Genomic DNA, 26814 nt, shown 5'->3' with positions numbered 1-26814 from the left:
ATAGTTGTTGCAATTAGCATTTCTATTCAAAAGTCTAAGAAACAATAATTGATTATTTGGAGGTGTAAAGATGTCATTTGCAGCATGGGGTGCAATTTTTATGACTTTAATCGGAGCAATAACTGGAGCAGCCTTTGGTACAATCTCCTCGAGAAATAAAAGCAAGAATTAAATACTAACGTAAAAATGAATTTCTAATAAAACGCTATACAAAAAGTAGCCTATAAAGTTTTATAGGCTACTTTTCATTTCATTACTATTATTTAGCCAATTCCTTCGTACCCTTCATTACATCAACGAAGAAGCCCCAGTTATTCACAACAGAAGAAATACTAATATGTTCATCTGGAGTGTGAACATTAAATATATCTGGACCGAATGAAATTGCATCTAATTCAGGCATCTTTTGAACGAATACACTACATTCGATTCCTGCATGTACAGCAAAGATTTCAACATCTTTATTGTATTTTTCTTGATGTACTTTTTCAAATAAATTACGAATTTGTGAATTCGGATTGTATGGCCATTCTGGATACTCTGACTCTATTTCAAATGTTGCACCAATTAATTCGGCAATACATTTAATCTCATCTGCAACATGTTGTTTTAAACTACTTACAGAACTTCTCACTTCGTTACGTAATTTAATTTCATTTTGCAACGTTTCAATAACGCCTAAATTTGTTGAACTTTCTACAAGACCTTTAATATCCATGCTCATACTTTGAATGCCGTTTGGAATTAAGAATAATGATGAAATAAGTTGCTTTTGTGTCTCTTTAGCAAATACTTTTTCTACTTTTTCATCCAATTTTGTAATTGTAACATGAACATCTGGATCAACAGCACGCATTTCTTCTTGTAATACTGTAGTCCAAGATTCTAGTTTCTCTTCTACTTTCTCTACATCTTCTGTACGTAATACAATTGTAGCTACACTTTCACGCGGAATTGCATTTGTTTTTAATCCGCCGTGAACTTCACTTATACCAAATTGAATATTTGCTGATAAATCACGTAATACTCGTCCTAATACTTTGTTTGCATTACCACGCTGTTTATCAATTTCCATACCAGAATGTCCGCCTTTTAGACCACCAACATATAGACGGTATGCATCCGTATTAGCTGGCGCTTCATCCCATATTACTGGAATTGTTTCAACAGCTTTCGCACCACCTGCGCTACTTACAAGTAACTTATGATCTTCTTCAGAATCAATATTTATAAAAATCTTACCATCAAAGTGATTTGCATCAACAGCGAAAGCTCCACCCATTGTTGTTTCTTCTTCAGTAGTAATAACTACTTCAAGTACTGGATGCGGAATATCTTTTGAATCTAATAAAGCCATTGCATACGCAACTGCAATACCATTATCAGCACCTAAAGTCGTTTGATTTGCATATAACATGTCCCCAATGATTCGTAATTCAATTGGATCTTTTTCAAAATCATGTACGGTTGCTTGATTTTTTTCACACACCATATCCATATGACCTTGAATGATAATAGCTGGTACATTTTCATAGCCAGCAGTTGCTTCTTTTTTAATAATGACATTCATTGCTTCATCTTGAATCACTTCTAAATTACGCTCTTTTGCAAAGCCCACTAAATAATCACTAATTTCCTTTTCATTACCCGATCCTCTAGGAATCTTTGAAATTTCTGCAAAATGATAAAATACAGGATGCTTTGTTAATTGTTCTAAAGTAGAATACATTTTTAAGCTCCTCTCAAAATGACAAAATAATATGTAAGTCTTTTATCATTATACCATGATTCATTATTTTACCTTTCTTTTAACTTTTTAAAATACTGTTCATTTTATGGACAACACCCTTACAACATTGTAAGGGTGTTGTAATCTAAATCGATTTTTCTCATTTTATAATAGCCGTATACTGTGTAAAGAAACAAATTGAAGGAGATAAAGAAAATGAAAAGGTTTTTAGCGATTATTACACTATGTTTATTATTTTCTAGTTTTACTATTGGATGTGAAAGAGCATCATTAAATCGAATTGGTAAAGATGTATATTACGTACAGATACAAGGCGAAGGAACTATCGAAAAAGTTGAAGGTAAAAACTTAAGAAACTACACACTGCCTGCTTATGACGAAGACGGAGTAAGAAAGCATCAAACGAACATAAATTAAATGAAAATGCATTTTTATGTCTTTATGTAGATCAAGATGATAAGAGTAAAAATGAAATATCATCAATTGAAGTGAAGTCATATGAAGAGGTTCAGGAAGCTGATTTACCTGCAAAAGTAAAAGAAAAGTTAAATGCTAAATAAAAAACAAAAGAAAATGCACTATGCATTTTCTTTTGTTTTTTTCACTCGTATATATTTTGAACCGCTATTATTCATCAATTTCTCTAAACGATTTATATTTTCTGTTAATGCACCTTTCACAAGAGAGAAATCTGTATTTGGTTCTTCTTTTTTTTCTTTAAAAAATGAAGACTTTTGTACATTTATTTCAGCCATCTCTTCTCCCCCTTTTCAAAAAGATACAATCTTCTATTTATATTATATCGCAAATGTAGACAGCGTGTACACGTATCATTTTCTTTTTAATTCTTCTTCTAACTCTTCTACTTGCTGTAATGTATCTCCTTTTATTAACGAGAAATCTGTTGTATCTTCATTATCTTCTTTAAAAAAATCATTGTCATAATCTTTTATCACTACAATCACCTCTACGTGCTAGTGTAGGAATGATTGTCCGATTTTATACAAGTTTGTCTAAATTCGCTTTACCTTTATGTATAAGTGAAAAGGACAGAAGAAAATCCTGTCCTTATTTACTAAAATAACTATGATGTATTGTTAAATTATATACATTTTCAAAATCTCGATCTTGCAGATTATTTTTCTTCCCATCAATAACAATGAAAACATCACTCACAGTTTTTGCTGGTATAATGCCGACATTTTCTACTTGTACCGCTTTCTGCCCATTCAACTGCTCAATGTATTCAAACGGAACGATAATACTAAATTGAGAACGGATACCGCGAAAGTTAGTATTTAATTCCTTTGCCGCTTCAAATACAACAATTTTCGCACCAATCTTTTCCCCATACGAATCTAAAAATGCGTTTAAGCTTTTTGTATACTCTTCTTCCGTATGCCATTCCATTGTACCGAACATTGCTGGATTGACATTTTGAATAATTGTTGTATATATTTCCCCTCTTGCTTTAGAAGCAATTAAAGACCGTTTTATCGATTGAACAGTCTTGCCAATATCGCTAAATTTCGCTCCCCATATTTCGGAAATATTAGGTGTTAAAATAAATGCGATATCAACGAAAATAACCATTGCAGTGAACATTAAAAGGTTTTTCCAGAGGGTTAAATCAATTCCTTTTATCATGAAATACACGGTGACTGATATTATAAACAACCCATACCAAGTCTTTCTAATACGTTGCTTTTTCTCCTCGTACAACTCTTCGTTTCTCCAGTAAAAGAACACAAGAACGAGAAAAACGATTGCTAAAATAAATAAGCCGATTCGAATGTTAGAGATCACCAATGACATCACCCTCCATTCAAAAACTACTCACGATATCATTACATGCACAAGCAGCCCTCTTTATGACAAAAGACGTGGACAAGCTTCTAAATTTAGCAATATCGCATATACATTAGAAGGTACCACGTCTTTTATCATGAATCTACATTGTATATGTAGACAAGCATGCGTTTCAAATTTTCATGTTAAAAAGAAATATGTTTCGGAATTTCCCCTTTTGGTACTTCTCCGTCCATACTTAAGTAATAATGACGAATCGGACGTAAATCATCGTCTAATTCATAAACGAGTGGAATGCTCGTTGGAATATTTAATGAAACAACACCATCGCTTGAAAGGTTATCTAAGTATTTCACTAGCGAACGAATCGTATTACCGTGTGATGAAATAATTACCTTTTCACCACTTTTTAATGATGGCGCGATTTCTGAATGCCAATAATCAAGTACTCTTTTCTCCGTATCCACTAAACATTCAGTCAATGGAAACTCACCTTTTTTAAGTGCTTTATATTTTGGATCATTCATTTCATATCTAGGATCATCCTCAGTAAGAGCAGGTGGTCTTACATCAATACTTCTTCTCCAAATATGAACTTGCTCCTCACCATACTTTTTCGCAGTTTCATCTTTATTCAACCCTTGCAATGCACCGTAATGTCTTTCATTTAGCTTCCAAGATTTATGTACTGGCACCCAAGCAAGATCCATCTCATGAAGTACAATCCATAACGTCCGGATTGCTCGTTTTAATACAGACGTACACGCGACATCAAAAGTATATCCATTTTTCTTTAATATCGCTCCTGCTTCTCTCGCTTCACTTAATCCATTCTCTGATAAATCTACATCTGTCCATCCTGTAAAGCGATTTTCAAGATTCCATAAACTTTGTCCGTGACGAATAAGTACAAGTTTTATCATAATAATTCCCCTCTCGGAAATGTGAATTTTATTGTTCCATTGCGTACACGTATAAAGTATCTAGTAATGTATCTTTTTATCCATTCACTCTATGACCAATCCATAGTTGCCAAATGTATGGATAAAATTTGTTCTTTTTCAAACTATAAAAACAGATATATTTCTTATTATTTCTGATCGATTACAACTGCTCGTTTTGATATCCAAGCATCAAAACCTGATCGACTATTTGCCATTTCATTCATAACTTGATGCCAATTTTCTTCACACGATTCACCAAATTTTGAAAAAATATCACTCATCTGTTGTCTTTGAACATCGCTCAATTTTTTCTCTAACTCTACACCTATTTCTGTTAAAGATAACTGTTTCACACGGCGATCATGTGTAGCTTCATTACTCTCAATTAAGCCTTTTTCCACAAGTTGTCGTAGTGGTCCGTGAAGAGCTTGTTTACTTATTTCTAACAGTGATAATAACTCATTTACACTTATCCCTGGAAATCGTGCGATAAAAAATAAAATTCGGTGATGTACTCGTTGTATGCCATACTCTTTTATAATTTCATCTGGCTTTTCAGTAAATGTTTTATATGCAAAGTAAAATAATGCTAATGCTTCATTCATCTGTTCTTCTTTATGTTGTGTCATCTACTTTCCCCCTGTATGTAAATTATAACACAATCTAGTATTGAATATTTTAACGAACACATCAGAACTTCTTTAATTTATTGAAATATACATTGCACAATTAGGAGATGATTCATTTGAAATCGCAATATACTGTAAGTACATATTTATTAGATCGACTAAGCGAATTAGGAATTGAGCATATATTTGGTGTTCCTGGTGATTATAATTTGGCTTTTTTAGATGACGTACTAGCACATGAAAAGCTAAAGTGGATTGGTAATTGTAATGAATTAAATGCGGCATATACTGCTGATGGATATGCTCGTATAAAAGGAATTGCAGCTCTTATTACCACCTTTGGCGTTGGAGAATTAAGCGCCCTTAACGGTGTTGCTGGGTCATACGCAGAAAACGTACCTGTTATAAAAATCACGGGGACACCACCAACAACAGTAATGGAAAATGGAGCACTCGTTCATCATACGTTAGGTGATGGAAAGTTCGATCATTTTTCCAATATGTATAGAGAAATCACGGTGGCACAATCAAAATTAACACCTGAGCATGCCGCTGAAGAAATCGATCGTGTGTTACGTGCATGTTGGAGTGAGAAACGCCCTGTTCATATTCAATTACCGATTGATGTGTATAATAAACCAATTAATAAACCTACAGAACCAATTTTACATAAACCAGTTCTAAGTAATAAAGATGCGTTGGATAAAATGCTTCTACATGCGACTTCAAAAATAAACAGTGCCAAAAAACCAGTCATTTTAGCTGATTTTGAAGTGGCTCGTTTTCATGCGGAAGAATATTTGCATCAATTCGTAGAAAAAACTGGGTTTCCTATCGCAACATTAAGTATGGGAAAAGGAATATTCCCTGAACAACACCCTCAATTTATAGGAATTTATACTGGTGATGTTAGTTCTCCATACTTACGAAAAAGAATTGATGAATCTGACTGTATTATTAGTATTGGCGTGAAATTAACTGATACTATTACTGGTGGCTTTACACAAGGCTTTATGAAAGAGCAAGTTATAGAAATCCATCCCTACACTGTGAAAATTATAGATAAAAAATATGGACCCGTTGTAATGAAAGATGTTTTACAACAGTTAAGTGATTTAATCGAACATCGCAACGAGGAAACACTTGAAATTAAGCCCTTTATTTCAGAATTACTATCTATGACAGAAGAGTTCAATCCAAAAGCTCAAATGGTTACACAAAAACGTTTTTGGCAACAAATATACCATTTCTTACAAGAAAACGATGTTTTAATTGCTGAGCAAGGAACACCTTTCTTCGGTAGTGCTGCTATCCCTTTACCAAATAACACTACATATGTAGCACAACCATTATGGGGATCAATTGGTTATACATTACCTGCTCTACTCGGTACACAGCTCGCTGATTTATCGCGACGTAATATTTTAATTATTGGTGATGGTTCTTTCCAATTAACTGTTCAAGAGTTATCGACTATACTTCGTCAAAATTTAAAACCGATTATATTTTTAATTAATAACAATGGATACACTGTTGAACGTGCAATTCACGGCGAAAATCAACCGTATAATGACATACAAATGTGGGATTACACGAAATTAGCAAACACATTCGGATTAGAAGAAAAAAGCCTAACATGTAAAGTGGAAAATGAAACAGAGTTAGCAGAAGTCTTAACTAATATAATTTTAAATAAGAATCAACTTATCTTTATTGAAGTTGTAATGAGTCAAGGGGATCAGCCTGAATTGTTAGCTAAACTCGGTGAAAGATTCGGCAAGCAAAATTCTTAAAAAGAAAAGAGTAACTATAAATAATGACAACTTCAACTAAGAGATATGAAACTTGTTTATATACTCAAAATACACAAGGAAAAGGATGGCAAGTGCCATCCTTTTTGATATATATTGAACTTTCACTATTTTTAAGACCATTCTTCAACTAACCCCAGTATAACAAGCAAAAACTTTCAATCTAGCTTTAACTTTACAGCTCTTGTAGCAATAAAAGTTTTAATATACTTATCTAATATTCTAGTTCCACCAAAATCATCCTCAAAAAAACCAGTAATAACTAAACCAGCTTCAACTTGACCTTGAATTTGGTCTTCAAGAGTATGTGCATATTCTATTGTTTGATTAGAATTCACATACTCTTGAACTTCATTCTCTGGTAAATAATCTAGTGTTGATGATGGTATTGAATGTTTAACATCAAGTATACCCTTTTGCTCTTGATTGTCATCAAAAATCCATAGTAACGGATTTGTAAATCCTGAAATAAGAATACCTCTATTCTTTAGTACCCTTGATACCTCATTCCATACAAGATGAACATCTTTTACAAACAAATTAGAAACGGGATTTACGACAATATCAAAATATTCATCTTCAAAATCACTAAGGTCTGACATATCTCCTTGAACTGTTTTTAAAGTTAACCCATCCCGTTCTGCCACCTTTTTATCTTGTTCCAACTGCTTTCTTGATATATCAGTAACTGTTACATCCGCCCCAGCAGCAGCTAGAACCGGTGCTTGTTGCCCTCCACCTGATGCTAAGCACAGTATCTTTAATCCCTCTAATGACTTTGGAAACCAATCTCTAGGAACTGATTTTTCTGTGGTGACTGTGATTTCCCATTCGCCTGATTTACTTCTTTCAATAACCTCGCTACTTACAGGTTGCGTATATCTAGAACCTTCTTCAACCTTTTTATCCCATGCATTACTGTTTTGTTGAGTTGTATCCATTATAACTATTCCCCCTAGCTATCTTGTTACATTTTAAGTGTAAGATCATTTACTATTTATGCTTTCCTTTTTCTATTAACCTAACCAATAATTAATACATATTTTTCTATATTTATATTAACAGATAAAAAGTAGTAAGAAAAATAAAATATTCTAAATAGAAAAAATATAAATTCATTTAAGCAAATCAATTACATATAAAAAGGCATTCCAAACCTGTTGACGGTTGGAACACCTTTTTATATATTATTTAAATTTTCACCCTCTGAACTAAACCCATTAAACAAATAAATTACATTTTTTATTCCGCAAGCGTTAACTGCCAAGACACACCATATTTATCATTTAACCAGCCAAATTTTTTACTAAATGGATAAGAACCTAAAGGCATTAGTACAGATCCATCCTGCGCTAACTTATGAAAGACCGCTTCAATTTCTTCTTCTGTCTCACAATTTACATAAAGAGACATAGATGGTGTAAATGTAAAACCATGCTTTACATAACTATCAATGCACATGAATTCTTGACCATTTAACGTAAAAGTTGCATGAATTACAGAACCCTCTTTACCAGGTCCATTTTCATCGTAACGAGAGATACTTACAATTTCTGATTGATCGAATAGCGATGTGTAAAAGTTCATTGCTTCCTCAGCTTTACCTTCGAACATTAAAAACGTAGTGATTTTTTGATTTGTTTTATTCATATAGAGACCGCCCCTTGTTATGTATTTATGTAAAACATACATCGGCCAGCCAGAACCGAACGTACATTCTTATAAATGTATTGTCTATAAAAAAGATGAGTTTGTCAATTAAATCCCTGTTTATTTCTTCTTAAATAATGCTGTCCAAAGAAATGATTCTCCAAACATAGTATTTGGTTGGTCAATTTGCTTCATCTTTCTAATTTCAATCACTTCAAATTCTTTAAATATCTCTCTTAATTTTTCTTCAGAATATGCAAGTCCACCTTGTAAACTCCACCCTCTATATACGTCCCAATCCGTTATTTCTGATCCATTTCGCTCATCTAAATCGCCTGCTGCAAAACATGTTAATCCAAAATAACCACACGGTTTCAATGATTTTTTAATTAAATCCACATAATGTATCCTTCTATGTGGTGGAATATGATGTAAACAGCCTGAATCGTACACAAAATCAAAATCATTTTGACAATCTAAATTAAAAATCGAATCACAAATAAAATCGATTTCTATTCCTTTTGCTAACGCTCTCTCTTTCGCCCAATTAATGCCCTCTATCGATAAATCCACTGCTGTTACTTCAAATCCTTCATTCGCTAAATAAATTGCATTTCTTCCTGGACCACATCCAAGTTCCAACACTTTCCCTTTGGAAACCCATCCTGTTTCTATATACGAAACTAGATTCTCATCTGGAACATTTTCAAAAAACGGAACATCCTTTTCCCTATTCTCATAAAATTCATTCCAAAATGGCTCTGCTGGTCTTAATAATGAATCAAGCATTTTAATAATATCTTCTTGCGTGTGCAACGTTTCATTTTTCATTTGTACTCCTCCATTTTTAAATAATCAGAAAATTATTATATATCTTTTAGAACTTTCATACAAAGAAAAACCCCTACATTTAGTAGGAGTTTTTACCTTTAAAATCCAAGTATAGCTAACCATTTTAACAACTTCTCTTCTCGCGCTTTTAAATCATCGTTCCTAAACTTACCTAATTGTAGTCAATCACTTCTTTAACCTGTTCTCTTGTCGAAAGCAATTCCATCACATATCCTTCATCGATATAAACATTGACCTTACTTTCTTTAAACTCCATCCCTCACATCCCATCATCACCTAAAAGCTTTATGTTATCCTCTATTCTCCTAACCTCGATTTCTTATAAAAGGATCATTTTGTTTGAATTTTCATAAAACACTTTTAAAATCCCTCAACATGGAAATAACTAAATAATAAAAAATATTAAATGTTAGGAGTGCTATAAATGTCTGATATAATTAAACTCTGTATTGTAATAGCTGTTGCCTTATTTTTAATATTTTCCATAATATCAGAGTTTAAAAAACCTCAAAAAGATATGTTTTGGTTCTCGATTGACGTAATGTTTCTCCTTGCAGCTTTTTTACTAATAAAAGACTATATCATCAAACATGTAACGTAATCACCTGAATAAAACTAAACATTAGGTTAACAAATACAGTTTCTTATTCCTTTCATACCCTAGGGCTTAGCGGCTAGCTTTTGTTAGCTGCCTTTTTATGTTTTACACGAATAAAATTCTAAATACTTTCAGATACTATAGAAGAATTTAAAAGGTAGTTTTAAATTCTTCCCACTCTTGCTCTCTTGGTCGAGAGGCGAGCAGTTAGCTTTTGCTAGCTTCTTTTTTACTTTTTATCACCTATATACATGGTGATTCATACTATACATAGAAAATCATTCTTATATTTGAGGACTATTACTCATGACTCAAAGCTTGAGTAATCTACTTTTCAATTCTGTTTTAGAAAGTTTTTGACACAATTCACTCCGAGAAAGAGCACCGTTCGAAGGTGCTCTTTTATTTGTGACATTTTCAAACAACATTTTATATAATTTAATCAGTCTTTTCTTATAAATTGAGCTCGTCACTCGAATTATAAAAATGGGATTGTTGTAAATGTTTTCAGGCTATTGCATATTTTATTTCTGAAAAAGTTGCTCTGATTTATTAAAAAGGTGGTTGCGGAAACAACCGCCTTTTTATTTATAACAAAATAAAATTTTTATAATCATTATTAGTTAAAATTCACATATATTTTAATGAGACTGGGTATTTATTAGTGAATGGGAGTGCCCTAATAAAGCACTCCTTTTTTCGCATGCACAAAATAGCATTTTTGTTTAATCTTTCGCCATTTAAATTCATCACGAACGATGGTAAACTATAATTAATTTTTTCTCGGAAGGGTGCCAAATGGAACTGTATTTTTACATTATTTCAATTTTATTACCTCTACTTGCTTTAATTTATTTAGCGTTTATAGATTATCTAATATATCTTCACCTTTTTATCACAATCGTCTTGGCAATAATCATTCCCAAAAACATTCGGAACTACATTTCATTTGGTATTTTTGCAATTTTAAGCAATCCTTTTGTTCTTCTAGTTATTATAGGATTCATAACAAAGCAATTAACTTGAGTACTATAATTCAGTTATAAAAATTCGATTCTACTTTACTAATCGAGAACACTCCTTTTATGTTTAAAAACCAAATAAAGATTTTGTTTCAACAATGCACAACCTTTAAACATATACATACAATATGATGTGAACCTTTTTTACTATATAAGTCCTAGTCAATGAGCGTCTATCTCACAAGGCGCTCTTTTTATCTATTACTAAATAACTTTTTGATAAATTTTTTTCAACTTTTAACCGGACAAGCATACATTATTGTATGGAGGCGTCCCTCATAGAAATCTACCTTTCTTGTTAAAGAGCATGCTTATATGCGTGCTCTTTTTTATTTTTTTCCTTTTATTTCTGAATAACATTTTTAACCCTGTTCATACTATTTTTCAAATTTAGGTTACAAACTATTTCTGTAAGCATAGTGTTTCCTTTTGTACAACAGACAGTTAGTTTTATCCATAACAGTACAACTCTGCACTATTCACTATAAATTTTCATATATTGTATTACGCTTGTCCAAATCGTGAGATTATTACTCATGCGATCTAAATGAAAGAAAGGAGTGAAAATATGCGTTCATCTTGTCGTAAGCACACAAACTTTAATTGTGGAGCACAAGCCCCTAGTACGCTACCAGCTCTCGGTTTTGCTTTCAATGCTACTTCACCTCAATTTGCAACACTATTCACGCCATTACTATTACCTAGTACGGGCCCAAACCCTAATATTACTGTCCCTGTAATAAATGATACAATTAGTACTGGAACTGGAATTAGAATTCAAGTAGCTGGTATTTATCAAATCAGTTATACATTAACAATCAGCCTCGATAACGTTCCAGTAGCCCCGGAAGCAGCGCGCTTTTTCTTGACACTAAACTCATCAACTAATATTATTGCAGGATCTGGAACCGCAGTCCGTTCTAATATCATTGGCACTGGTCAAGTAGATGTATCCAGCGGTGTCATTCTAATAAACTTAAACCCTGGTGATTTAATTCAAATTGTACCGGTTGAAGTAATTGGTACAGTAGATATTCGTTCTGCCGCTTTAACAGTTGCACAAATTCGTTAATAAAAACAATATGCTTGGCAAATTAACATTTAATATTCCTTATACACCCCAAAATATATGTTATAGATTTAACACACATTTATATCAAACAAGCATATTTTATTGTATGGTGACTATCTAGTCATACTAATCTAAAGCGTTCATAAGAGCACACTTATATGTGTGCTTTATTTTTCATGAAAATAAAGCTTTAATATAACTATTTTGTTTTACTTTATACTCATCGCTCTTTTGAACATTTATCCTTTTATTGTTATATTTGCTCATTGTTTTTCTCTTTTGTTTTACTAATTAGCTGATTAATTTCACAAACCCCTTTTATTAAACATCCCATGTTTCTTCACCCCTTGAATATTTTTGAAATAAAAATACATACTATTTTCAAGCCGCCGTGTCCACGGCTAATACTTCTTTCTTTTGTTACAGCAGAAGCAGGTAGGTTCTTCACTTATCTGCTTTCTCTGTATATTTTTTATGAAATCGATAATAATACCAACAAGCTGTTTGAACTAGCAGCTTCACTCTTCTCATAATGGGGATGCAAATTATCACAATTAGCTAACTCATTGAACACACTGGCAGACAACCAAAATTGTTGTCTGCTTTTTGTATAAGATTTTTCATTTTACATATACTAGTTTTGAGCCTGTTACCAATGCAAGCCATTTTGGTGTTTTGAATTCCGACTAAGCTTTTTGTTGCATAGATTATTACATCTTTGACAACACTGATTTAAAGCGCGTTTTCTGGTTATTCGTAGTTCTAATCCAGAATAATTTTTCTCCTATTAAAGGACAGCAGATACGACTGCTAGTCCTTTTTTCTTATACCGCATATTCCCCCTTATGGTAGCTTCGAACCACATTACCCTCATCATCGTAATAAGCAATTTCCCAAAAATGATGACAGTTGTGCTTTTCAATTTCTCCATCGAACAAAACGAACAAATGAGTTTTTCAGTTCCAAACGATCGTACCCCACATGCCAGCTACATTTGCTCGCCCATGCAAGCAAAATGGAGGTTGCGATAATTTCACATTTTCTTGAAACCCTGCACTGTACATACGCTTGATGTCAAAAACATCTTCATTCTCGCACTTTACAAACTTCATAAATTCCGCTATCAACATTGTTACACATTTTCGTTCTGAACTTTCTGCCAATACAGATAACTTGCTTTACTTTCCATTTCAGCAACAATAATTTTCTCGTTCGGCCAATGTTCGAAAATGGTTGTTAATTTAAAATTTGTAAATAAGAAAGCTCAATCTTCGCCCGCCCTTATTTTTTCCATCTGCCAATATGAGTTAAATCCTTCATAAACTTCTCTTGTTCCATTTCAATAATTGCGGAATGTATAATAAAAATATTCGCTCGCTTCAATACCTTTTCTTTCAACAAAAGTGTTCTACCTAAATAGTAGACATAATAAGTTCCGTTCTCTTTTTGCTGCAACATTACATTCCAGTACCGTTTGAATATGTTACGAATTTCTTTCACCAAATCTTCCAATTCTTTGTTAGTAAAAGATGTCTTCGTATTGTTATACGAATTGATTTTTCATAATCCGTATCATCATCAGGGTCGCTAGTACAAATTGCTTTCCCTCAATTTTTTTCGGTTAAATATTCTTCATACATAAGTTACACTTGTTCTTGAATTGGGACATGGTAGTAATACCCTTGCTCTACTGGTTTTGGACTATAAAATTTCCTTTATCACTTTTAAATACGGTAAATGAAATTTTTGTTTTTTTCTTGCCATCATCCTTGTTGTATACAAATAAAAAAAGAGCCGCAATATTTTTCGACTCTTTTACAATTATAACTATTTAACGGCCACGTCTTTGCTGACCTTGTTTTGTACTACTTTTCTTATTACTTGGCTTATTAAATGATCGATTGTTATCGTTTCTCGAACTATTTCTTGAATCACTTCTTGAGCCACCTCTTGAACCACTTCTCGAACCTTCACGGCTATCTCTTTGACGATATTGATCTGATTTCTTTGGAGCCGGCTTTGGTACCGGTTTTCCATTTTCATCTACACGTTTTATCTTCGGTTGTTCGATTATTTCTCTTTGCAATGGTGCACCAAGCGTTTTTTCAATTTCTTCTAAATGTTTTTCATCTTTCGCTGCAACGAACGTAATTGCAAGACCTGATCCACCTGCACGTCCTGTTCGGCCAATGCGGTGAATATAACTTTCCACATCTTCAGGGATATCAAAGTTAAATACGTGCGTTACACCATCTACATCAAGTCCACGAGCTGCTACATCAGTCGCAATTAAGTACTGAATTTTAGCTTCGCGGAAACTCTTCATGACTCTTTCACGTTTCGCTTGAGGTATATCACCATGAAGTTCAGCACAATTATAACCTAGTCCTTTTAAATTATCATAAAGCTTACTTGCTCTAACCTTTGTACGACAGAAAATAACAGCTAAAAATGGTTGATCACGATCCATAACAAAACGAAGTGCATCTGGCTTTGCACGATCTGTCGTCTCAATGACACGCTGCTCAATTGTATTTACCGTTACTTCTTCACTTTGTACTTGAATCATTTGCGGCTCATCCATATAACGTTTCGCCAATTTTTTAATATCTTTTGGCATCGTTGCTGAGAATAACATCGTTTGTTTACTATCAGGTGTCTCATCTAAAATATCTTCAATATCGTATAAGAAACCGAAATAAAGCATTTGATCCGCTTCATCTAGTACAATTGTTGAAAGATTACTTAAATCAATTGTTTCACGACGTATATGATCTAATAATCGTCCTGGTGTCGCAACAACAATATGTGTATTGCCTTTTAATTTTCTCAATTGTTGTGCTACATCTTGCCCGCCATAAATCGCTAGTACATTAATATCTTCTCTTTGAACAAGCATTTTTTTAATTTCAGTTGTAATTTGCAGTGCTAGTTCCCTTGTTGGTGCAACAATTAAAGCCTGAACATCACTACACTCTGGATCGATTTTTTCTAAAATCGGTAACACGAATGCTAACGTTTTACCCGTTCCTGTTTTCGCCTGCCCAATAATATCTTTACCTGACATAATAACTGGAATTGCCTGCTCTTGAATTGGTGTTGCTTCTGTAATTCCATTTTCACGTAATGTATGATTAAAAGTTTCACTAATTCCTAATTCTAAAAAGTTTTTCAAATAGACCACTTCTTTTCCTTATTTTTCACATTAGCTTTCATTGTACCATTTGTTTCGCCAAATATGAAAAATAAAAAAATTCTTATCTTCTTTTTTTATATTCATCGTGTACTAGTTGGACAAATTTTCTTTGTTTTTTCTCGGAATTTATTAACGCTTCATGTTAGTAGTAGACAAAATGAAGTTTTTAATTTTTCTATTACTCCGAATTAATCTTGTATACTTTGTATCTTCATGTAGCCTTCGAAACCACTCAAATTCACTTAATTTTGCAATATGATGTTTTAATTTCATATCATTTCGAGGATAAAATAAAATTATATCCATTATTATATCAAGCAATAAATTCATCTTCTCCCCTCCTATACATATACATTTCAAATTTTTGGAAAGATAGTTAAATGATAATAAAATTAACTACTACATTCATAAAAATTTTTTGCTTATTTTTCTTACTATATTTTCAATCCACCACAATTATAATGGCGAAATCTCAAACAGATGTAATAAGTGAATTCAAACAAGCTTTACTCAAAAATGATAAAAAATTAATGCGGTCATATGTAACAGAAGGGATTGAACTACAATGTTAATGATTTGATTAGAATTGCGGAATCTATGAATTAAAAAACCGATCTTTTCAATATAAGAAAGATCGGTTTTTTATTATTTTATATAATGAGTTTTCCTCCATGATAACAATAATACGTTGCTGCTTTAAGGTTTTTAATTCTCTTTAAAGACTCTTCCGCTTTTTCTAAATCTAAGCAAAAATTCGGATTAGCTATTTCTAATTCACAATTATCTTGAACGGCCGCATCCCCTGTAATTACACAGTTTAAATTTGGAAAATATAATGAAATATGCCCCGAAGTATGTCCTGGTGTCGCTACAATTTGACATGTATCATTCAAAATCATTTGACCATCATATACTTTTTCATCGACGGAAACATGTCTTATATTTTTTAATTGTTGTATAAACCACTCACCAAATTCTTTCTCTTCAATTGGCATATGTTCTAACATTTCTTCAGCTTGAACTAGTCTCTCCGATTTTATTTCACCACTAATGTAGTTAGATTCTATTTCACTAGCAATAATATTAATGTGAGGATATTTCACTTTGAAATCATATAAAGATCCTATATGATCGTCATCATAATGAGTAATAATTATATTTTTTAAGTTTTTCATCTCATACCCATGTTTTACAATTGCATCTTCAATTAAAGGTAAAAAGTTTATATAACCTGTATCTACTAAAGTTAATTCCTTGTTTAATATAAGTAAGCTCGGATAAATACATTGTTTTGCCCCGTTAAATTCAAATTCAATTGGTAGTTCTATTATCTTCATTTTTCTTCCCCCATACCCGGTATTCAATTTTTAATAATAAATAAATCCTCCACATACATTTTACTGTACATACTTATGTAACAAAACACTGTAAGTCGTTACATAACCAACATTCTATTATTTTGAACAGGTAATTTCCTATTTTTATGGAAATATACAATAAAATTGATTATTTCACTACTTCTTTGTCTATCCTTTTAAAAAATCTATGTTTTTGTAAAAGGAGTGTTTATATGGAGAAACAGACCCTTTGGAAAAAATTCAAAAAAAGCTCAACAAACCTTGGGAAATCTAGCGTATATGAAAGTATTATTTTATACTACACAATGAGAAAAAAAGGGTTACCTACTAAAGCGAAATTTATAATATTAGCCGCTTTATCCTATTACGTATTAACAATCGACTTCATTCCAGATATAGCTGCTATTATTGGGATTGGCTTATTAGATGATGTTTTAGCAATCGCTATAGCGCATAAATTTGTAATGCGTCATGCAGATGCTGAAATTCGTGAGAAGAGCAAAGTAAAAATGGAGTCATTATTTACTTCAGCACGAGCATAATGAAACTATCTAGTCATTTACCTAGGTTTTTACTTTCAAAAAAGCTAACTTTAATTATTGATAGTTCTATTTAACCTTCATCATGAGAGCATTACAGAATAAATTCTTAATTTCTCTTAGCTCTCAAGCCGTAAACAAATAGGGGCCAGTACTTGTTTCTAAGTTCTGACACCCTATTATTTGTTCTTATATTTATCTGTTATTCAATTTATTCAGGAAAGATTCCCGTAGAGACATCCTTATATAAAGAAAGACCATATTAGTGGAGATAGTTTATACAGTTACATGCGTCCCCCTATACAAAACTGCTATTGCCACTACTATAAGCATCATCCCCATAATAGCAGGTGCGGCATGACCAAGTGATACATAGATTTGTCCTCCAATAATTGGCCCAATCATTCTTGCCAAAGCTTGAATAGATTGGCTACCACCTTGAATCCTTCCTTGTTCACTAGAATCAACAGACTTAGAGAGCATCCCATTAAATGAAGGTCCGAAAATTGAATCACCAAAGCCAAACATTAACATTCCAATGATAAGAAGAGGATATAAGGAAAACAAAGCCGATGCTGCAATAAAACTGTAGCCAATAATCTCCGAAACCATCCCAAGTATTGCTATTTGTTTATCAGTAAGCTTGATCAAAAGTTTTGGCATTATAAAAGCTTGTGAAATGATATCTTGAAAGCCCATAATTGAAAACATAAGTCCGATTAGTGCAGGCTTCCAGCTAAAAGTATCCATCGTAAATTGTGTGAAAATTGCTTGTAAAGATCCGTTAGGTATCCAAAGTAAAAACGCTGAGATGAGTAACCATTTTAAGTTTTTCATGGAAAGTATGTTTGCCAGCTGTGCAAAAGGATTTAAACTTACAACATTAATCTCTTTTAACCTATTATTTTTGTCAAGACTCTCAGGCATATATTTGATTCCATATAAAACATTTAACAAAGTTATGAACGCTCCGAAATATAAAGGTACAGAATGACCAAACTTTGCAAGTAATCCCCCAAGAGTTGGTCCGATAATGTTTCCTGCACCTACCACTGCACTCACCCACCCAAAATACTTCGTTCTCTGTTCTGAGGGAATGATATCTGCAAAATATGCAAAAATTGTACTGATGCTCCCGCCTGTTATTCCTTCTATTATACGTCCAGCAAATAGTACCCATAAAGCCCCTCCTATACCAAAAACTAAGTACCCAATTGCAGAACCGAAAAGGCATATTAAAAGTAATGGACGACGGCCATATTTATCGCTCAAAGCTCCGAGTACAGGAGCAGCGAAAAATACGCAAACCGCATAAACAGAGGTCAGTAGGGTAACAACTAGAGCTTGTTCTTCTGTACTACTTATATAAGGCTGCACTAAGAATGGAACAACAGGCAGTATGATACTGAAACCTATTCCACAAAGAAATACAGAAATAAGGCCGAATATTAAAGCATGTTTATCAATATTTTTTTCAGTTTCACTTTCACTTTGTGATCTAAATATAGACATTTAACTTCTCCTCTTAAAATATTTTGTTGCTTAGTCAACAAAATAATAACTCCTTTTTGTTGATTAGTCAACAAAAATACGATAATAAAAAGGTAGCCTTACTGTGAGCAGGCTACCTTTTTATTATTTAAATGTATCCCGGATTAACGAGCAATTAAGTTCGTTTTCGGGATTAACTACCCGTTAATGCCCGAATGCTTCAACTTTATTACGACTTAATATGTATACCTTGTTTCTTTATTTCTGCATCCAAATGCCTACTATACTTTTCCACGAAGCTAATTATACTGTCGAATTCTGACTCGGTTACTTGCTCAAATACAGCTTTATCCCGCTCTTGAAACTCCTTGTGCAACTCTTCGTGAATTTTATATATTTCTTTCCCTTGTTCAGTAAGCCTAAAATAGATTTCTTTTTTATTCTCTGATTTCTGGTAACTTTCGATAAGGCCTTTTTTTATGAGCTTCTTAGTCATTCTACTTATTGCACCGCGAGTCACATAAAAAGCCTCTGCAAGTTGTGTCACGTTAGAATCTGCATTGTTTTCAATATATTCAATGCAATGTACTTCAGAAGACTTAAAACCTTTAAGACCTACTTCCATCTTATCCTTATTAAGCCAAACCATCTTATTATATAATTCCCTGAAACCGTTCATGACCTGTTCTTCCTTATTCATGGTCTATCCTCCTAACCGCTCATTCATACGTTAAGACCATTATATTAAATTTCTGTTTCCGTTTCGACAATATTGATATAATTATTTGAGTTATCAATGAAAATAGACGCTTAAATAAAATAATTCACTATACGGAAAATAAGGCATGTGTATTAAAACTTGTACTACACATTAGACAAAAAGTAAGAGCTAAGACTAGTTTTCTTAGCTCTTCTTTCATAAAATTTATGTTTTTTAAATACTATTTCACTTCATTGGCTACAAAAAATTGCTCACAAACACTGGAAATGCGCTGCAAGTCTACGTTTCCACCAGATATAACCGCGACTACCTTTTTCCCTTTAATATATGGATCCACTTTCCCTGCAAGTAGAGCAGCAGTAGCTAATGCGCCAGCCCCTTCTACAACAGCTTTACCACGTTGTAATAAGTCTTTCATCGCTACTTCTAATTCACCTTCTGATACTGTTACAATATCATCTACTAATTCTTTTACTACTTCAAAAGTTAAATCGCCTGGTATTTTAACTGCGCAACCATCTGCTATAGTGGGTGCCTCATAATGTTCTACAATCGTACCTTTGTCATAAGATGCCTTCATCCCATGAACATTGTCTGCTTGGACACCAATAATATTAATGGATGGATTAAATGATTTTAATGCAACAGCAATTCCAGAAATAATTCCACCTCCGCCAATTGGTACAATGACAGTATCAACATCCCACATATCATCAAGAATATCCAAACCAATTGTACCTTGACCAGCCATTACCTCTACATTATCATATGGATGTAAGTATGTTTCACCTGTTTCCCTTATTATCTCCTCACATTTTGCCTTCGCATCATCAAAAGTTTCACCGTATAAAATCACATCTGATCCATATCCTCTAGTTGCTTCAACTTTCGCCTGAGGGGCAGAAATTGGCATCACAATTTTACTCTTAATACCAAGTAAATGAGCAGATAAAGCAACTCCTTGCGCATGATTACCAGCGGAACAAGCAATTACTCCTCTCTCTTTTTCTTGATCTGTCAACTGTGACATTTTATTAAACGCACCACGAAATTTAAAAGAACCCGTTAATTGCATATTTTCTAATTTCAAGTGAATTTCTCCGCCTGTTTTACTAGTCAAATAAAAAGATTTTACAAGTGGCGTTTTACGAGCATTTCTGTCTAAAATGGTTTGGGCTTTTTTAATATCGTCTATATGTAACGGTAGTTTTTTAGTTATCATACTAACACCTCTTCCAATGGTCTATTCCTAAGTTTTCGTATGTAGCAACTCCTTTATACGAAACCATCTATATTAAGAAAAAGTCTTTATATATGTACCCCACTCTGTAATATACACATTTGCAAACAATTTAACATCCTCTTTGTATCGCGTTCTTTATAATCATTTAAACATGCAATTTGAATCCAATTATTCTTTTGTAAATACGATGACTCATAATGAACAATGTATCCTTGTAACGCTAACGCATCGCCAATCACCTTAGAAGACTGATTTTCATTTAATTGAATGGTAACTATAATTTGCGCGGCATGTTCTTTAGGTGAAACAAGATTTAAACCCATATTAGTAATAGCTTGTTCAATATATGCATACGTCTCGTTTATTTTTTCAAATGCTTTTGCATCTTCAAATCTCTTTAATGCTTCTTGCAGTGCATAAATTAAATTCCATGAATGAGAATATGGAATACTTTCATTTTCTTCGTACATACCAACGTCCATATAGGCCGGTAATGTCTCGTTTACTTTCACATTATGATTATAAAAAACGAAAGATAATCCAGTAAACGATTTAATTGCCTTTCCGCTAACACCGCTTGCAAAATATACATCCTTCAAGTCTATCGGTATTGCTCCAATCGAACTGATACAATCTACACATAGCTTCACATTATACTTTTTACTTAAAACATTTAGCTTGTCTAAATCATTTAACATTCCAGTTGATGTTTCATGGTGAACAAACCAAAGCCATTCATAATTTCCAGTTCCCATTATTTTTTCTAATTCGGTATAAATAAACGGTTCTCCCATTTCTTTTTTATACATATCAAAATGTAATTGCGCGCGTGATGCATGTCCAACTAATCTATTACCAAATTCCCCATTTGTTAATACTAGTCCTTTCCCTTTTAAAGAACGTAACTGTAAAGCAATGGCATCATTTGCTAACGTCCCTGTTCCTAACATAAGTTGTACATGCATAGCTTTTGTCATGTGAAGTAACCGTTTTTTCACATTGTCCATCGTCACTTGAAATAACTTAGAACGATGCGAAATAGGCTTAGTAGAAAATGCCTTTCGAACATTTTCTTCAATATCTACTGGACCAGGTAAAAACGTATATTCTTTCGTCATAATTCCCCCAACACTCGATGCTTCAAACATAGCAGGGGTAACATACATTGGTTGGAAGGCTGCTTCTTCTGTACCAACTAACGTATGGAAAGATTTGAATCCCATTTGCTCATATAAAGGTAGTTCACGTGTTGTAGCAGAAATGAGTGCCAATTCATATCCATTTAGAAGCAAATAACGATGTAAAAAGCGGATTAAACCTAACAACGCTCTTCCATTTCTATATTCACGTTCTACTGAAAGTAAACGAATTTCATATACGTTTTCTCCATGTTCTTGCAAATAATAATCTAGATTTGGAATTTTATTGTCTAACGAGAATGGTCGTTTTCCTCGCAAAGTAACCATACCTACTAACTTATCGTCATCTAAACAAATTAAATATGTATTTTCTTCATGGAAACGATCTATACGAACACGCTCTTTCGTTTCTTCATGTTGCGGAATTTCTTCTACAAATGTTTTATAATTCAACTTATGTATACTTTCAAATTCCCAAGCTTGATCAGCAACTTTATAAATTAACCCCATACCTTCTCTCCTTTATGTATTTAATAAAAATTATAAGTGGAGATTAACTCCACTTATAAAAAGTTCATTTCATTCTCGATTTACATATAAAATAAGTACAATGATAAGTGCACTTAAAATAGTCGTAACAATAGAGTAAGAATACAAAATCATGCACACTGGTAAACAAGCGATTGTAATTAGTCCTGGCTTAGTAAATCCTTTAAAGATTAAATAAAATATAATGAAAACAGCAACAAGGGTAAGCGCTATCAAATAATCAAATGCAATTAATCCTCCAATAAATGTTGAAATCCCTTTTCCACCCTTGCCTTTAAATACAATCGGGTAAATATGTCCAAGTAAAACAGCCAGTAAAGCTAACATTACAAATGTAGAATCTTCAAAAAGGTATTTTGCAATAGAAACTACGATTGCCCCTTTGATCGCATCACCTAAAAATGTAGCGACGAAATAACCTTTTCCATATACGCGCCCCATATTTCTTGCGCCAGGATTGCCGCTTCCTTCCTGCCGAATATCAATATTATGTTTCCATTTCGTCACTATATAAGCGGTCAATATGTTTCCAAATAAATAAGAAGCCACCAAATACAAAAATTGTATACTATTAATCATGTAATCATTCACTTTCTACATGGGAGTACTTATACAATATTCAATGACTATGTATATTGTACTTTTCTTACTTTACATCCCTTTATACATTTTAACATCATATTTTTACAAATCATACAAAAATTCTCATACCGCTATTTATTAAAATATAAATTCTTCATTAAGTAATAGGTTCCTTTCACTGCTAGTTCTGATGGTGATACAAATATAACTTCTCCCATACTTTTCTCGCAGCATTTCTTAAATTCAGCATATATTTCAGGAACGAAACGTAATATACTGCCACTTACTGCAATTGAAGTTGATAAATCAAACTGCATCTTATTGTAAATATTCACCGTAATTCTCGTTAATTCCGTAGCCGCTTGCACCATAATTTCATGTGCATCATCATTCCCATTTCTCGCTTCCTCAATAATGAATGGTGTGATTGCTGCAACTTTATCTTTTGAAAAACTATATACTAGTCTTTTTATATGAGACGATGTCAAAAGTTGAAACTCTTCTTGAATTCTTAAGCTTAATGGGCAAAGTGGAACTCCTTGATCAAATTGATTTGCCATTCTCTTTAAACCTTGTAACGCAATCCAATATCCGCTTCCTTCATCTCCTAAAATATGTCCCCATCCACCGCTATACTCGTACACTTCTCCTTTCTTTCCTAAACAAATCGCCCCTGTACCGCCAATTGTTAAAATTCCATCCTTTCCTTTTAAAGCAGCTGCATGAGCAATCATTGCGTCATTAAAAACTTCAATTTGTGTTCCGTACTTCTTTTTTAGACGTAATGTTAATTCATTCGTATTTGCTCCACTTACGCCCGCTAATCCTAAACAAATACAAACGCAATTCCCATTTAATAACCCTCTCTGGCATTGATCAATCGCTTCCATAATATGAAAAAGTGCTTCTTCAAAGTCTATTAATATATTTCCAAAACCACTCGTAGCCCTTTCAAGTTCACTTCCGTCTTGATTAAATGCAATTGCTTCTGTCTTTGTTCCCCCGCCGTCTACTCCAATCATATATTTCATATGTTCGCCTCATTCTCTTCAAATTGGAGGGAATGTTATATTCCCTAAAACAACAGATTGCTTTGCACCTGTTGCACTTGGCACATTACTCGGATTACGATGATACGTTTCGTTTGCTAAAATGGCAAAGGCGATTGCTTCTTTCGCCTCTGAAGAATAGCCTATATCTTCTTGAATGAATATGGCGCATTTTTCATCCTTCAATCCATACCGTATCATTTCAACAAGTGTACGATTATAACTGCCACCACCGCCTAAAATCACCTCATCGATTTCATAATACGGCAGAATAAACTCCTTATACTGATGAACGATTGAACTTGCTGTAAACATCGTGACAGTCGTCAATATATTTTCTTTACTATGCTTTTCATACTGCTTCAACAACTCACTGACAAATTCTTCTCCAAACTGTTCTCTACCAGTTGATTTCGGTGGATTCATTTTCAAAAATGGATGATTCATACAATATGTCAAAATTTCATCTACAACTACTCCCTGTTTTGCAATCTTACCATTTTGATCATATGACAACTGAAATAGCCTTTGACATACTTCATCCATTACCATATTACCTGGACCAGTATCAAAAGCTATAACGCTTTTATCACTTAGGTGACTTGGTATTACGGTAACATTACCGATCCCGCCAATATTTTGTAGTAGTCTATTTTTAGTTTGATGACGATACAAAATGATTTCCGAATATGGTACAAGTGGTGCACCTTGTCCCCCTGCTGCGATATCCATCGTTCGAAAATTAGAAATAACCGTCGTATTCGTTTCATATGCTATAACTGCTGGTTCTCCAATTTGCAATGTGGAAGGAATCATATTACCATCTTGCTTTGGCTGATGATAAATCGTTTGTCCATGAGAACCTATTAAATCTAATTGTTTCAAAGGAAAATTGACCTCTTTACAAACTTCCTTTACTGCACCTGCGAAGCATAAACCGAGTTTGAAATTTAAACTGCATATGAGTTGTACATTTGAATTTTCTATTGATAATGCCTGCTGGATCTCATTTTTCATATCATTATAAAATGACACAGTAGTAAAATGGATGAGTTCAACTTTAGAGCCTACACCACTCCTTTCTATATGAACGAGTGCTACATCTATTCCGTCTAACGAAGTACCGGACATTATCCCTGCAATATACATAACATGCATGACCTCCTATTTACTAAAAAACAATCATGTAAGTTACAAACGTACAACCGATCGAAAATAATATAAATCTATAAAACAACTGAGCTTTCGATGCGAACGATCCATCAATGAAAGAAACAACTACTGTAAGCAAAATACTTGCCGCAATGCTTGTAACGAGCCATATACTATGCATTTGTGATAAATCTAGCATTCTTAATAAAGGTACAAAAAGTAAATTTGCACATATCACTCCAAATAATAATAAAAATACACCTTTATAACTAAATTTTATATTCATTCCATTTCACCCTCTCCGGACTTCATGTGAAAGAAGTGATAGACAAAATGCCTATCACTCAAAAATAAAATATAAAACTTACGGATTAACAGATTCCCTATCACCATTTTTCTCAATTTCAAGCATGTTTTTATCGTACATTTTAAAGAATGGTAAATAAATAAGGAATGATATTGTTATGTTTATAAATACGAGTACAATCGCTCTCCAATCCCCACCTGTTGCTAAATATGCACCAATTGGAGCTGGTAATGTCCATGGAGGCATTATATGTGTTGGTGTAACAAACCCCATCGCAGTTGCTGAGTATGCAATAGTTGCTGTTACTAGTGGTGTAATGATAAATGGGATAATTAATATTGGGTTTAGTACGATTGGCAATCCAAAAATAACAGGTTCATTAATATTAAAAATACCAGGTACAATACAACTTCTCGATAATGCTTTCGAATATTTCGATCTACCAAATACTATCATGGCTAATACAAGTCCTAGCGTTGCGCCCGAACCACCAATCCATATAAACCATTGGTATAATGGTTCTGGTGAAATGAATGGTAACTGATTTGCGCCACTAGCAACTGCTTCACCATTTTTCCCTAAATATACTTCCCATAATGGCCGGGCAACAGTTCCAACAACCGACACACCATGGATTCCGAATGACCAAAAAAATGTAATTAAAAATACTGGAATGATTACACCGAAGTAACTATCACCAGCTTTTACTAACGGTGCCGCTAATTTATCAACTACATGATGTAAATCAATACTAAAAACGACAGTTACTAAACTCATTAAAATAATAACGAATGCAGCAGGTATAAGTGCTTCAAACGAACGTGAAACAGACGGCGGTACTTGTTCTGGCATTTTAATCATTACATTTTTCGTCTTACAAAATCTTAATATCTCAACTGATAAAATAGAAACAATCATTGTCACGAATAATCCATGACCCCCGAGATTTGTCATCGGAAGCATAAACCCTTTTTTATCAATTAATTCAGGCGTTAATGTTAATAGTAATGAACATACTGCAAGCTGTGCTCCTGATAAAGCATCTAGCTTATAACTTTTCGCTAAATTATATCCTATTCCAAATGCTATATATAAAGACATAATAAACATCGTTAAACGATATGGTATTAATATACTTGTTTGATTTTTTAATGCCCAAACAGATATGAAACTATCTTTCGGTAATGGTGGAAATGCTACGATTAAAAAGAAACTTCCTACAATAATAAATGGTAACGCTGAAATAACTCCATCACGGATTGCTTGTAAATGCCTCTGTTCAGAAAGCCTTGCCATCGGTCCAGATAAGTTTCTATCAAGAAACGTGACAAATTTATTCATAACGCTTCCC

Annotated in this window: 26 protein-coding genes and 4 pseudogenes; 6 read left to right on the top strand and 24 right to left on the bottom strand. The window is 33.3% G+C overall.

What is annotated here, in order from left to right; genetic code table 11:
* Positions 1 to 259 precede the first annotated feature (259 nt).
* Entirely contained in the window at positions 260 to 1729 is a 1470-nt protein-coding gene (pepD, locus tag ACSG5Z_RS04725) for a beta-Ala-His dipeptidase (RefSeq protein ID WP_435710785.1), read from the bottom strand.
* A 216-nt stretch (positions 1730 to 1945) separates the two neighbouring features.
* Between pepD and ACSG5Z_RS04720 the strand changes: the two are divergent.
* Positions 1946 to 2310 (top strand): annotated as a pseudogene (locus ACSG5Z_RS04720) (YxeA family protein).
* A gap of 18 nt (positions 2311 to 2328) precedes the next feature.
* Here the strand turns inward: ACSG5Z_RS04720 and spoIISB are convergent.
* The 5 genes from spoIISB to ACSG5Z_RS04695 form a co-directional block, all read right to left on the bottom strand.
* The gene (gene spoIISB / locus ACSG5Z_RS04715) at positions 2329 to 2505 is read right to left on the bottom strand and encodes a stage II sporulation protein SB (RefSeq protein WP_046959435.1); all 177 of its coding nucleotides are present in this window, start codon (positions 2503 to 2505) and stop codon (positions 2329 to 2331) included.
* Positions 2506 to 2580: 75 nt separating this feature from the next.
* A complete protein-coding gene (locus ACSG5Z_RS04710; RefSeq protein ID WP_000588712.1) occupies positions 2581 to 2706 on the bottom strand; it encodes a hypothetical protein in 126 nt (41 codons plus the stop codon).
* 112 nt (positions 2707 to 2818) lie between these two features.
* Entirely contained in the window at positions 2819 to 3556 is a 738-nt protein-coding gene (locus ACSG5Z_RS04705) for a type II toxin-antitoxin system SpoIISA family toxin (protein ID WP_435711256.1), read from the bottom strand.
* Positions 3557 to 3744: 188 nt separating this feature from the next.
* A complete protein-coding gene (gpmA, locus tag ACSG5Z_RS04700; RefSeq protein WP_087986175.1) occupies positions 3745 to 4482 on the bottom strand; it encodes a 2,3-diphosphoglycerate-dependent phosphoglycerate mutase in 738 nt (245 codons plus the stop codon).
* Positions 4483 to 4649: 167 nt separating this feature from the next.
* Positions 4650 to 5132 (bottom strand): MarR family winged helix-turn-helix transcriptional regulator, encoded by a 483-nt coding sequence (locus ACSG5Z_RS04695; protein WP_435710783.1) that lies wholly within the window; start codon positions 5130 to 5132, stop codon positions 4650 to 4652.
* A 107-nt stretch (positions 5133 to 5239) separates the two neighbouring features.
* On the opposite strand from ACSG5Z_RS04695, the gene ACSG5Z_RS04690 reads away from it, so the two are divergent.
* On the top strand, positions 5240 to 6925 hold the full coding sequence (locus tag ACSG5Z_RS04690) for an alpha-keto acid decarboxylase family protein (RefSeq protein ID WP_087986177.1): 1686 nt from the start codon (positions 5240 to 5242) through the stop codon (positions 6923 to 6925).
* A 176-nt stretch (positions 6926 to 7101) separates the two neighbouring features.
* On the opposite strand, the gene ACSG5Z_RS04685 is transcribed toward ACSG5Z_RS04690, so the two are convergent.
* From ACSG5Z_RS04685 to ACSG5Z_RS04670, 4 genes and pseudogenes are all read right to left on the bottom strand, one after another.
* A complete protein-coding gene (locus tag ACSG5Z_RS04685) occupies positions 7102 to 7884 on the bottom strand; it encodes a class I SAM-dependent methyltransferase (RefSeq protein WP_327970826.1) in 783 nt (260 codons plus the stop codon).
* 301 nt (positions 7885 to 8185) lie between these two features.
* The gene (locus tag ACSG5Z_RS04680) at positions 8186 to 8593 is read right to left on the bottom strand and encodes a VOC family protein (protein ID WP_088609911.1); all 408 of its coding nucleotides are present in this window, start codon (positions 8591 to 8593) and stop codon (positions 8186 to 8188) included.
* Between the two features lie 120 nt (positions 8594 to 8713).
* Positions 8714 to 9424 carry a class I SAM-dependent methyltransferase gene (locus ACSG5Z_RS04675; protein ID WP_137015542.1) on the bottom strand — a complete coding sequence of 237 codons (711 nt, stop codon included), beginning with the start codon at positions 9422 to 9424 and terminating at the stop codon, positions 8714 to 8716.
* Between the two features lie 98 nt (positions 9425 to 9522).
* Positions 9523 to 9606 (bottom strand): annotated as a pseudogene (locus tag ACSG5Z_RS04670) (ABC transporter ATP-binding protein); the annotation flags it as partial.
* 263 nt (positions 9607 to 9869) lie between these two features.
* Between ACSG5Z_RS04670 and ACSG5Z_RS04665 the strand changes: the two are divergent.
* On the top strand, positions 9870 to 10046 hold the full coding sequence (locus tag ACSG5Z_RS04665; RefSeq protein ID WP_262751708.1) for a hypothetical protein: 177 nt from the start codon (positions 9870 to 9872) through the stop codon (positions 10044 to 10046).
* A 1587-nt stretch (positions 10047 to 11633) separates the two neighbouring features.
* The gene (gene exsF / locus ACSG5Z_RS04660; RefSeq protein ID WP_088609915.1) at positions 11634 to 12137 is read left to right on the top strand and encodes an exosporium protein ExsF; all 504 of its coding nucleotides are present in this window, start codon (positions 11634 to 11636) and stop codon (positions 12135 to 12137) included.
* Positions 12138 to 13093: 956 nt separating this feature from the next.
* Here the strand turns inward: exsF and ACSG5Z_RS04655 are convergent.
* The 4 genes and pseudogenes from ACSG5Z_RS04655 to ACSG5Z_RS04640 form a co-directional block, all read right to left on the bottom strand.
* Positions 13094 to 13300 carry a hypothetical protein gene (locus ACSG5Z_RS04655; protein ID WP_435710782.1) on the bottom strand — a complete coding sequence of 69 codons (207 nt, stop codon included), beginning with the start codon at positions 13298 to 13300 and terminating at the stop codon, positions 13094 to 13096.
* A gap of 118 nt (positions 13301 to 13418) precedes the next feature.
* The gene (locus ACSG5Z_RS04650) at positions 13419 to 13637 is read right to left on the bottom strand and encodes a hypothetical protein (RefSeq protein WP_088609928.1); all 219 of its coding nucleotides are present in this window, start codon (positions 13635 to 13637) and stop codon (positions 13419 to 13421) included.
* Positions 13638 to 13968: 331 nt separating this feature from the next.
* Complete coding sequence (locus tag ACSG5Z_RS04645; protein ID WP_098146848.1) at positions 13969 to 15321, bottom strand: DEAD/DEAH box helicase; 1353 nt, start codon at positions 15319 to 15321, stop codon at positions 13969 to 13971.
* Between the two features lie 73 nt (positions 15322 to 15394).
* Positions 15395 to 15663: pseudogene (locus ACSG5Z_RS04640) on the bottom strand (hypothetical protein).
* Between the two features lie 50 nt (positions 15664 to 15713).
* Between ACSG5Z_RS04640 and ACSG5Z_RS04635 the strand changes: the two are divergent.
* Positions 15714 to 15896, top strand: a pseudogene (locus tag ACSG5Z_RS04635) (hypothetical protein); the annotation flags it as partial.
* 87 nt (positions 15897 to 15983) lie between these two features.
* Here the strand turns inward: ACSG5Z_RS04635 and ACSG5Z_RS04630 are convergent.
* Positions 15984 to 16670 carry an MBL fold metallo-hydrolase gene (locus ACSG5Z_RS04630; protein ID WP_435710781.1) on the bottom strand — a complete coding sequence of 229 codons (687 nt, stop codon included), beginning with the start codon at positions 16668 to 16670 and terminating at the stop codon, positions 15984 to 15986.
* Positions 16671 to 16903: 233 nt separating this feature from the next.
* Between ACSG5Z_RS04630 and ACSG5Z_RS04625 the strand changes: the two genes are divergently transcribed.
* Positions 16904 to 17233 carry a YkvA family protein gene (locus ACSG5Z_RS04625; RefSeq protein WP_435710780.1) on the top strand — a complete coding sequence of 110 codons (330 nt, stop codon included), beginning with the start codon at positions 16904 to 16906 and terminating at the stop codon, positions 17231 to 17233.
* Between the two features lie 273 nt (positions 17234 to 17506).
* On the opposite strand, the gene ACSG5Z_RS04620 is transcribed toward ACSG5Z_RS04625, so the two are convergent.
* From ACSG5Z_RS04620 to ACSG5Z_RS04580, 9 genes are all read right to left on the bottom strand, one after another.
* Positions 17507 to 18742 carry an MFS transporter gene (locus ACSG5Z_RS04620; RefSeq protein ID WP_435710779.1) on the bottom strand — a complete coding sequence of 412 codons (1236 nt, stop codon included), beginning with the start codon at positions 18740 to 18742 and terminating at the stop codon, positions 17507 to 17509.
* Between the two features lie 208 nt (positions 18743 to 18950).
* A complete protein-coding gene (locus tag ACSG5Z_RS04615) occupies positions 18951 to 19421 on the bottom strand; it encodes a MarR family transcriptional regulator (protein ID WP_060488795.1) in 471 nt (156 codons plus the stop codon).
* 241 nt (positions 19422 to 19662) lie between these two features.
* Positions 19663 to 20664, bottom strand: a complete 1002-nt coding sequence (gene tdcB, locus ACSG5Z_RS04610; RefSeq protein ID WP_435710778.1) for a bifunctional threonine ammonia-lyase/L-serine ammonia-lyase TdcB — start codon at positions 20662 to 20664, stop codon at positions 19663 to 19665.
* 86 nt (positions 20665 to 20750) lie between these two features.
* Positions 20751 to 22334, bottom strand: coding sequence for an aminotransferase class V-fold PLP-dependent enzyme (locus ACSG5Z_RS04605; RefSeq protein ID WP_435710777.1), 1584 nt, complete (start codon positions 22332 to 22334; stop codon positions 20751 to 20753).
* Positions 22335 to 22403: 69 nt separating this feature from the next.
* Positions 22404 to 22952 (bottom strand): glycerol-3-phosphate 1-O-acyltransferase PlsY, encoded by a 549-nt coding sequence (gene plsY, locus ACSG5Z_RS04600; RefSeq protein WP_435710776.1) that lies wholly within the window; start codon positions 22950 to 22952, stop codon positions 22404 to 22406.
* 134 nt (positions 22953 to 23086) lie between these two features.
* Positions 23087 to 23986 (bottom strand): BadF/BadG/BcrA/BcrD ATPase family protein, encoded by a 900-nt coding sequence (locus tag ACSG5Z_RS04595; protein ID WP_060488788.1) that lies wholly within the window; start codon positions 23984 to 23986, stop codon positions 23087 to 23089.
* A gap of 18 nt (positions 23987 to 24004) precedes the next feature.
* Positions 24005 to 25153, bottom strand: a complete 1149-nt coding sequence (gene anmK, locus ACSG5Z_RS04590; protein WP_262800843.1) for an anhydro-N-acetylmuramic acid kinase AnmK — start codon at positions 25151 to 25153, stop codon at positions 24005 to 24007.
* A gap of 22 nt (positions 25154 to 25175) precedes the next feature.
* Positions 25176 to 25442 (bottom strand): hypothetical protein, encoded by a 267-nt coding sequence (locus ACSG5Z_RS04585; protein ID WP_060488784.1) that lies wholly within the window; start codon positions 25440 to 25442, stop codon positions 25176 to 25178.
* Positions 25443 to 25520: 78 nt separating this feature from the next.
* On the bottom strand, positions 25521 to 26804 hold the full coding sequence (locus tag ACSG5Z_RS04580; RefSeq protein ID WP_435710775.1) for a PTS sugar transporter subunit IIC: 1284 nt from the start codon (positions 26802 to 26804) through the stop codon (positions 25521 to 25523).
* Between the last annotated feature and the right edge of the window lie 10 nt (positions 26805 to 26814).

The organism is Bacillus pretiosus (assembly GCF_051294775.1).
In the GTDB taxonomy this organism is placed as follows: domain Bacteria; phylum Bacillota; class Bacilli; order Bacillales; family Bacillaceae_G; genus Bacillus_A; species Bacillus_A wiedmannii.
Note: the sequence above shows the minus strand (reverse complement) of the source record. Positions and strands in the feature narration are given on the sequence as shown.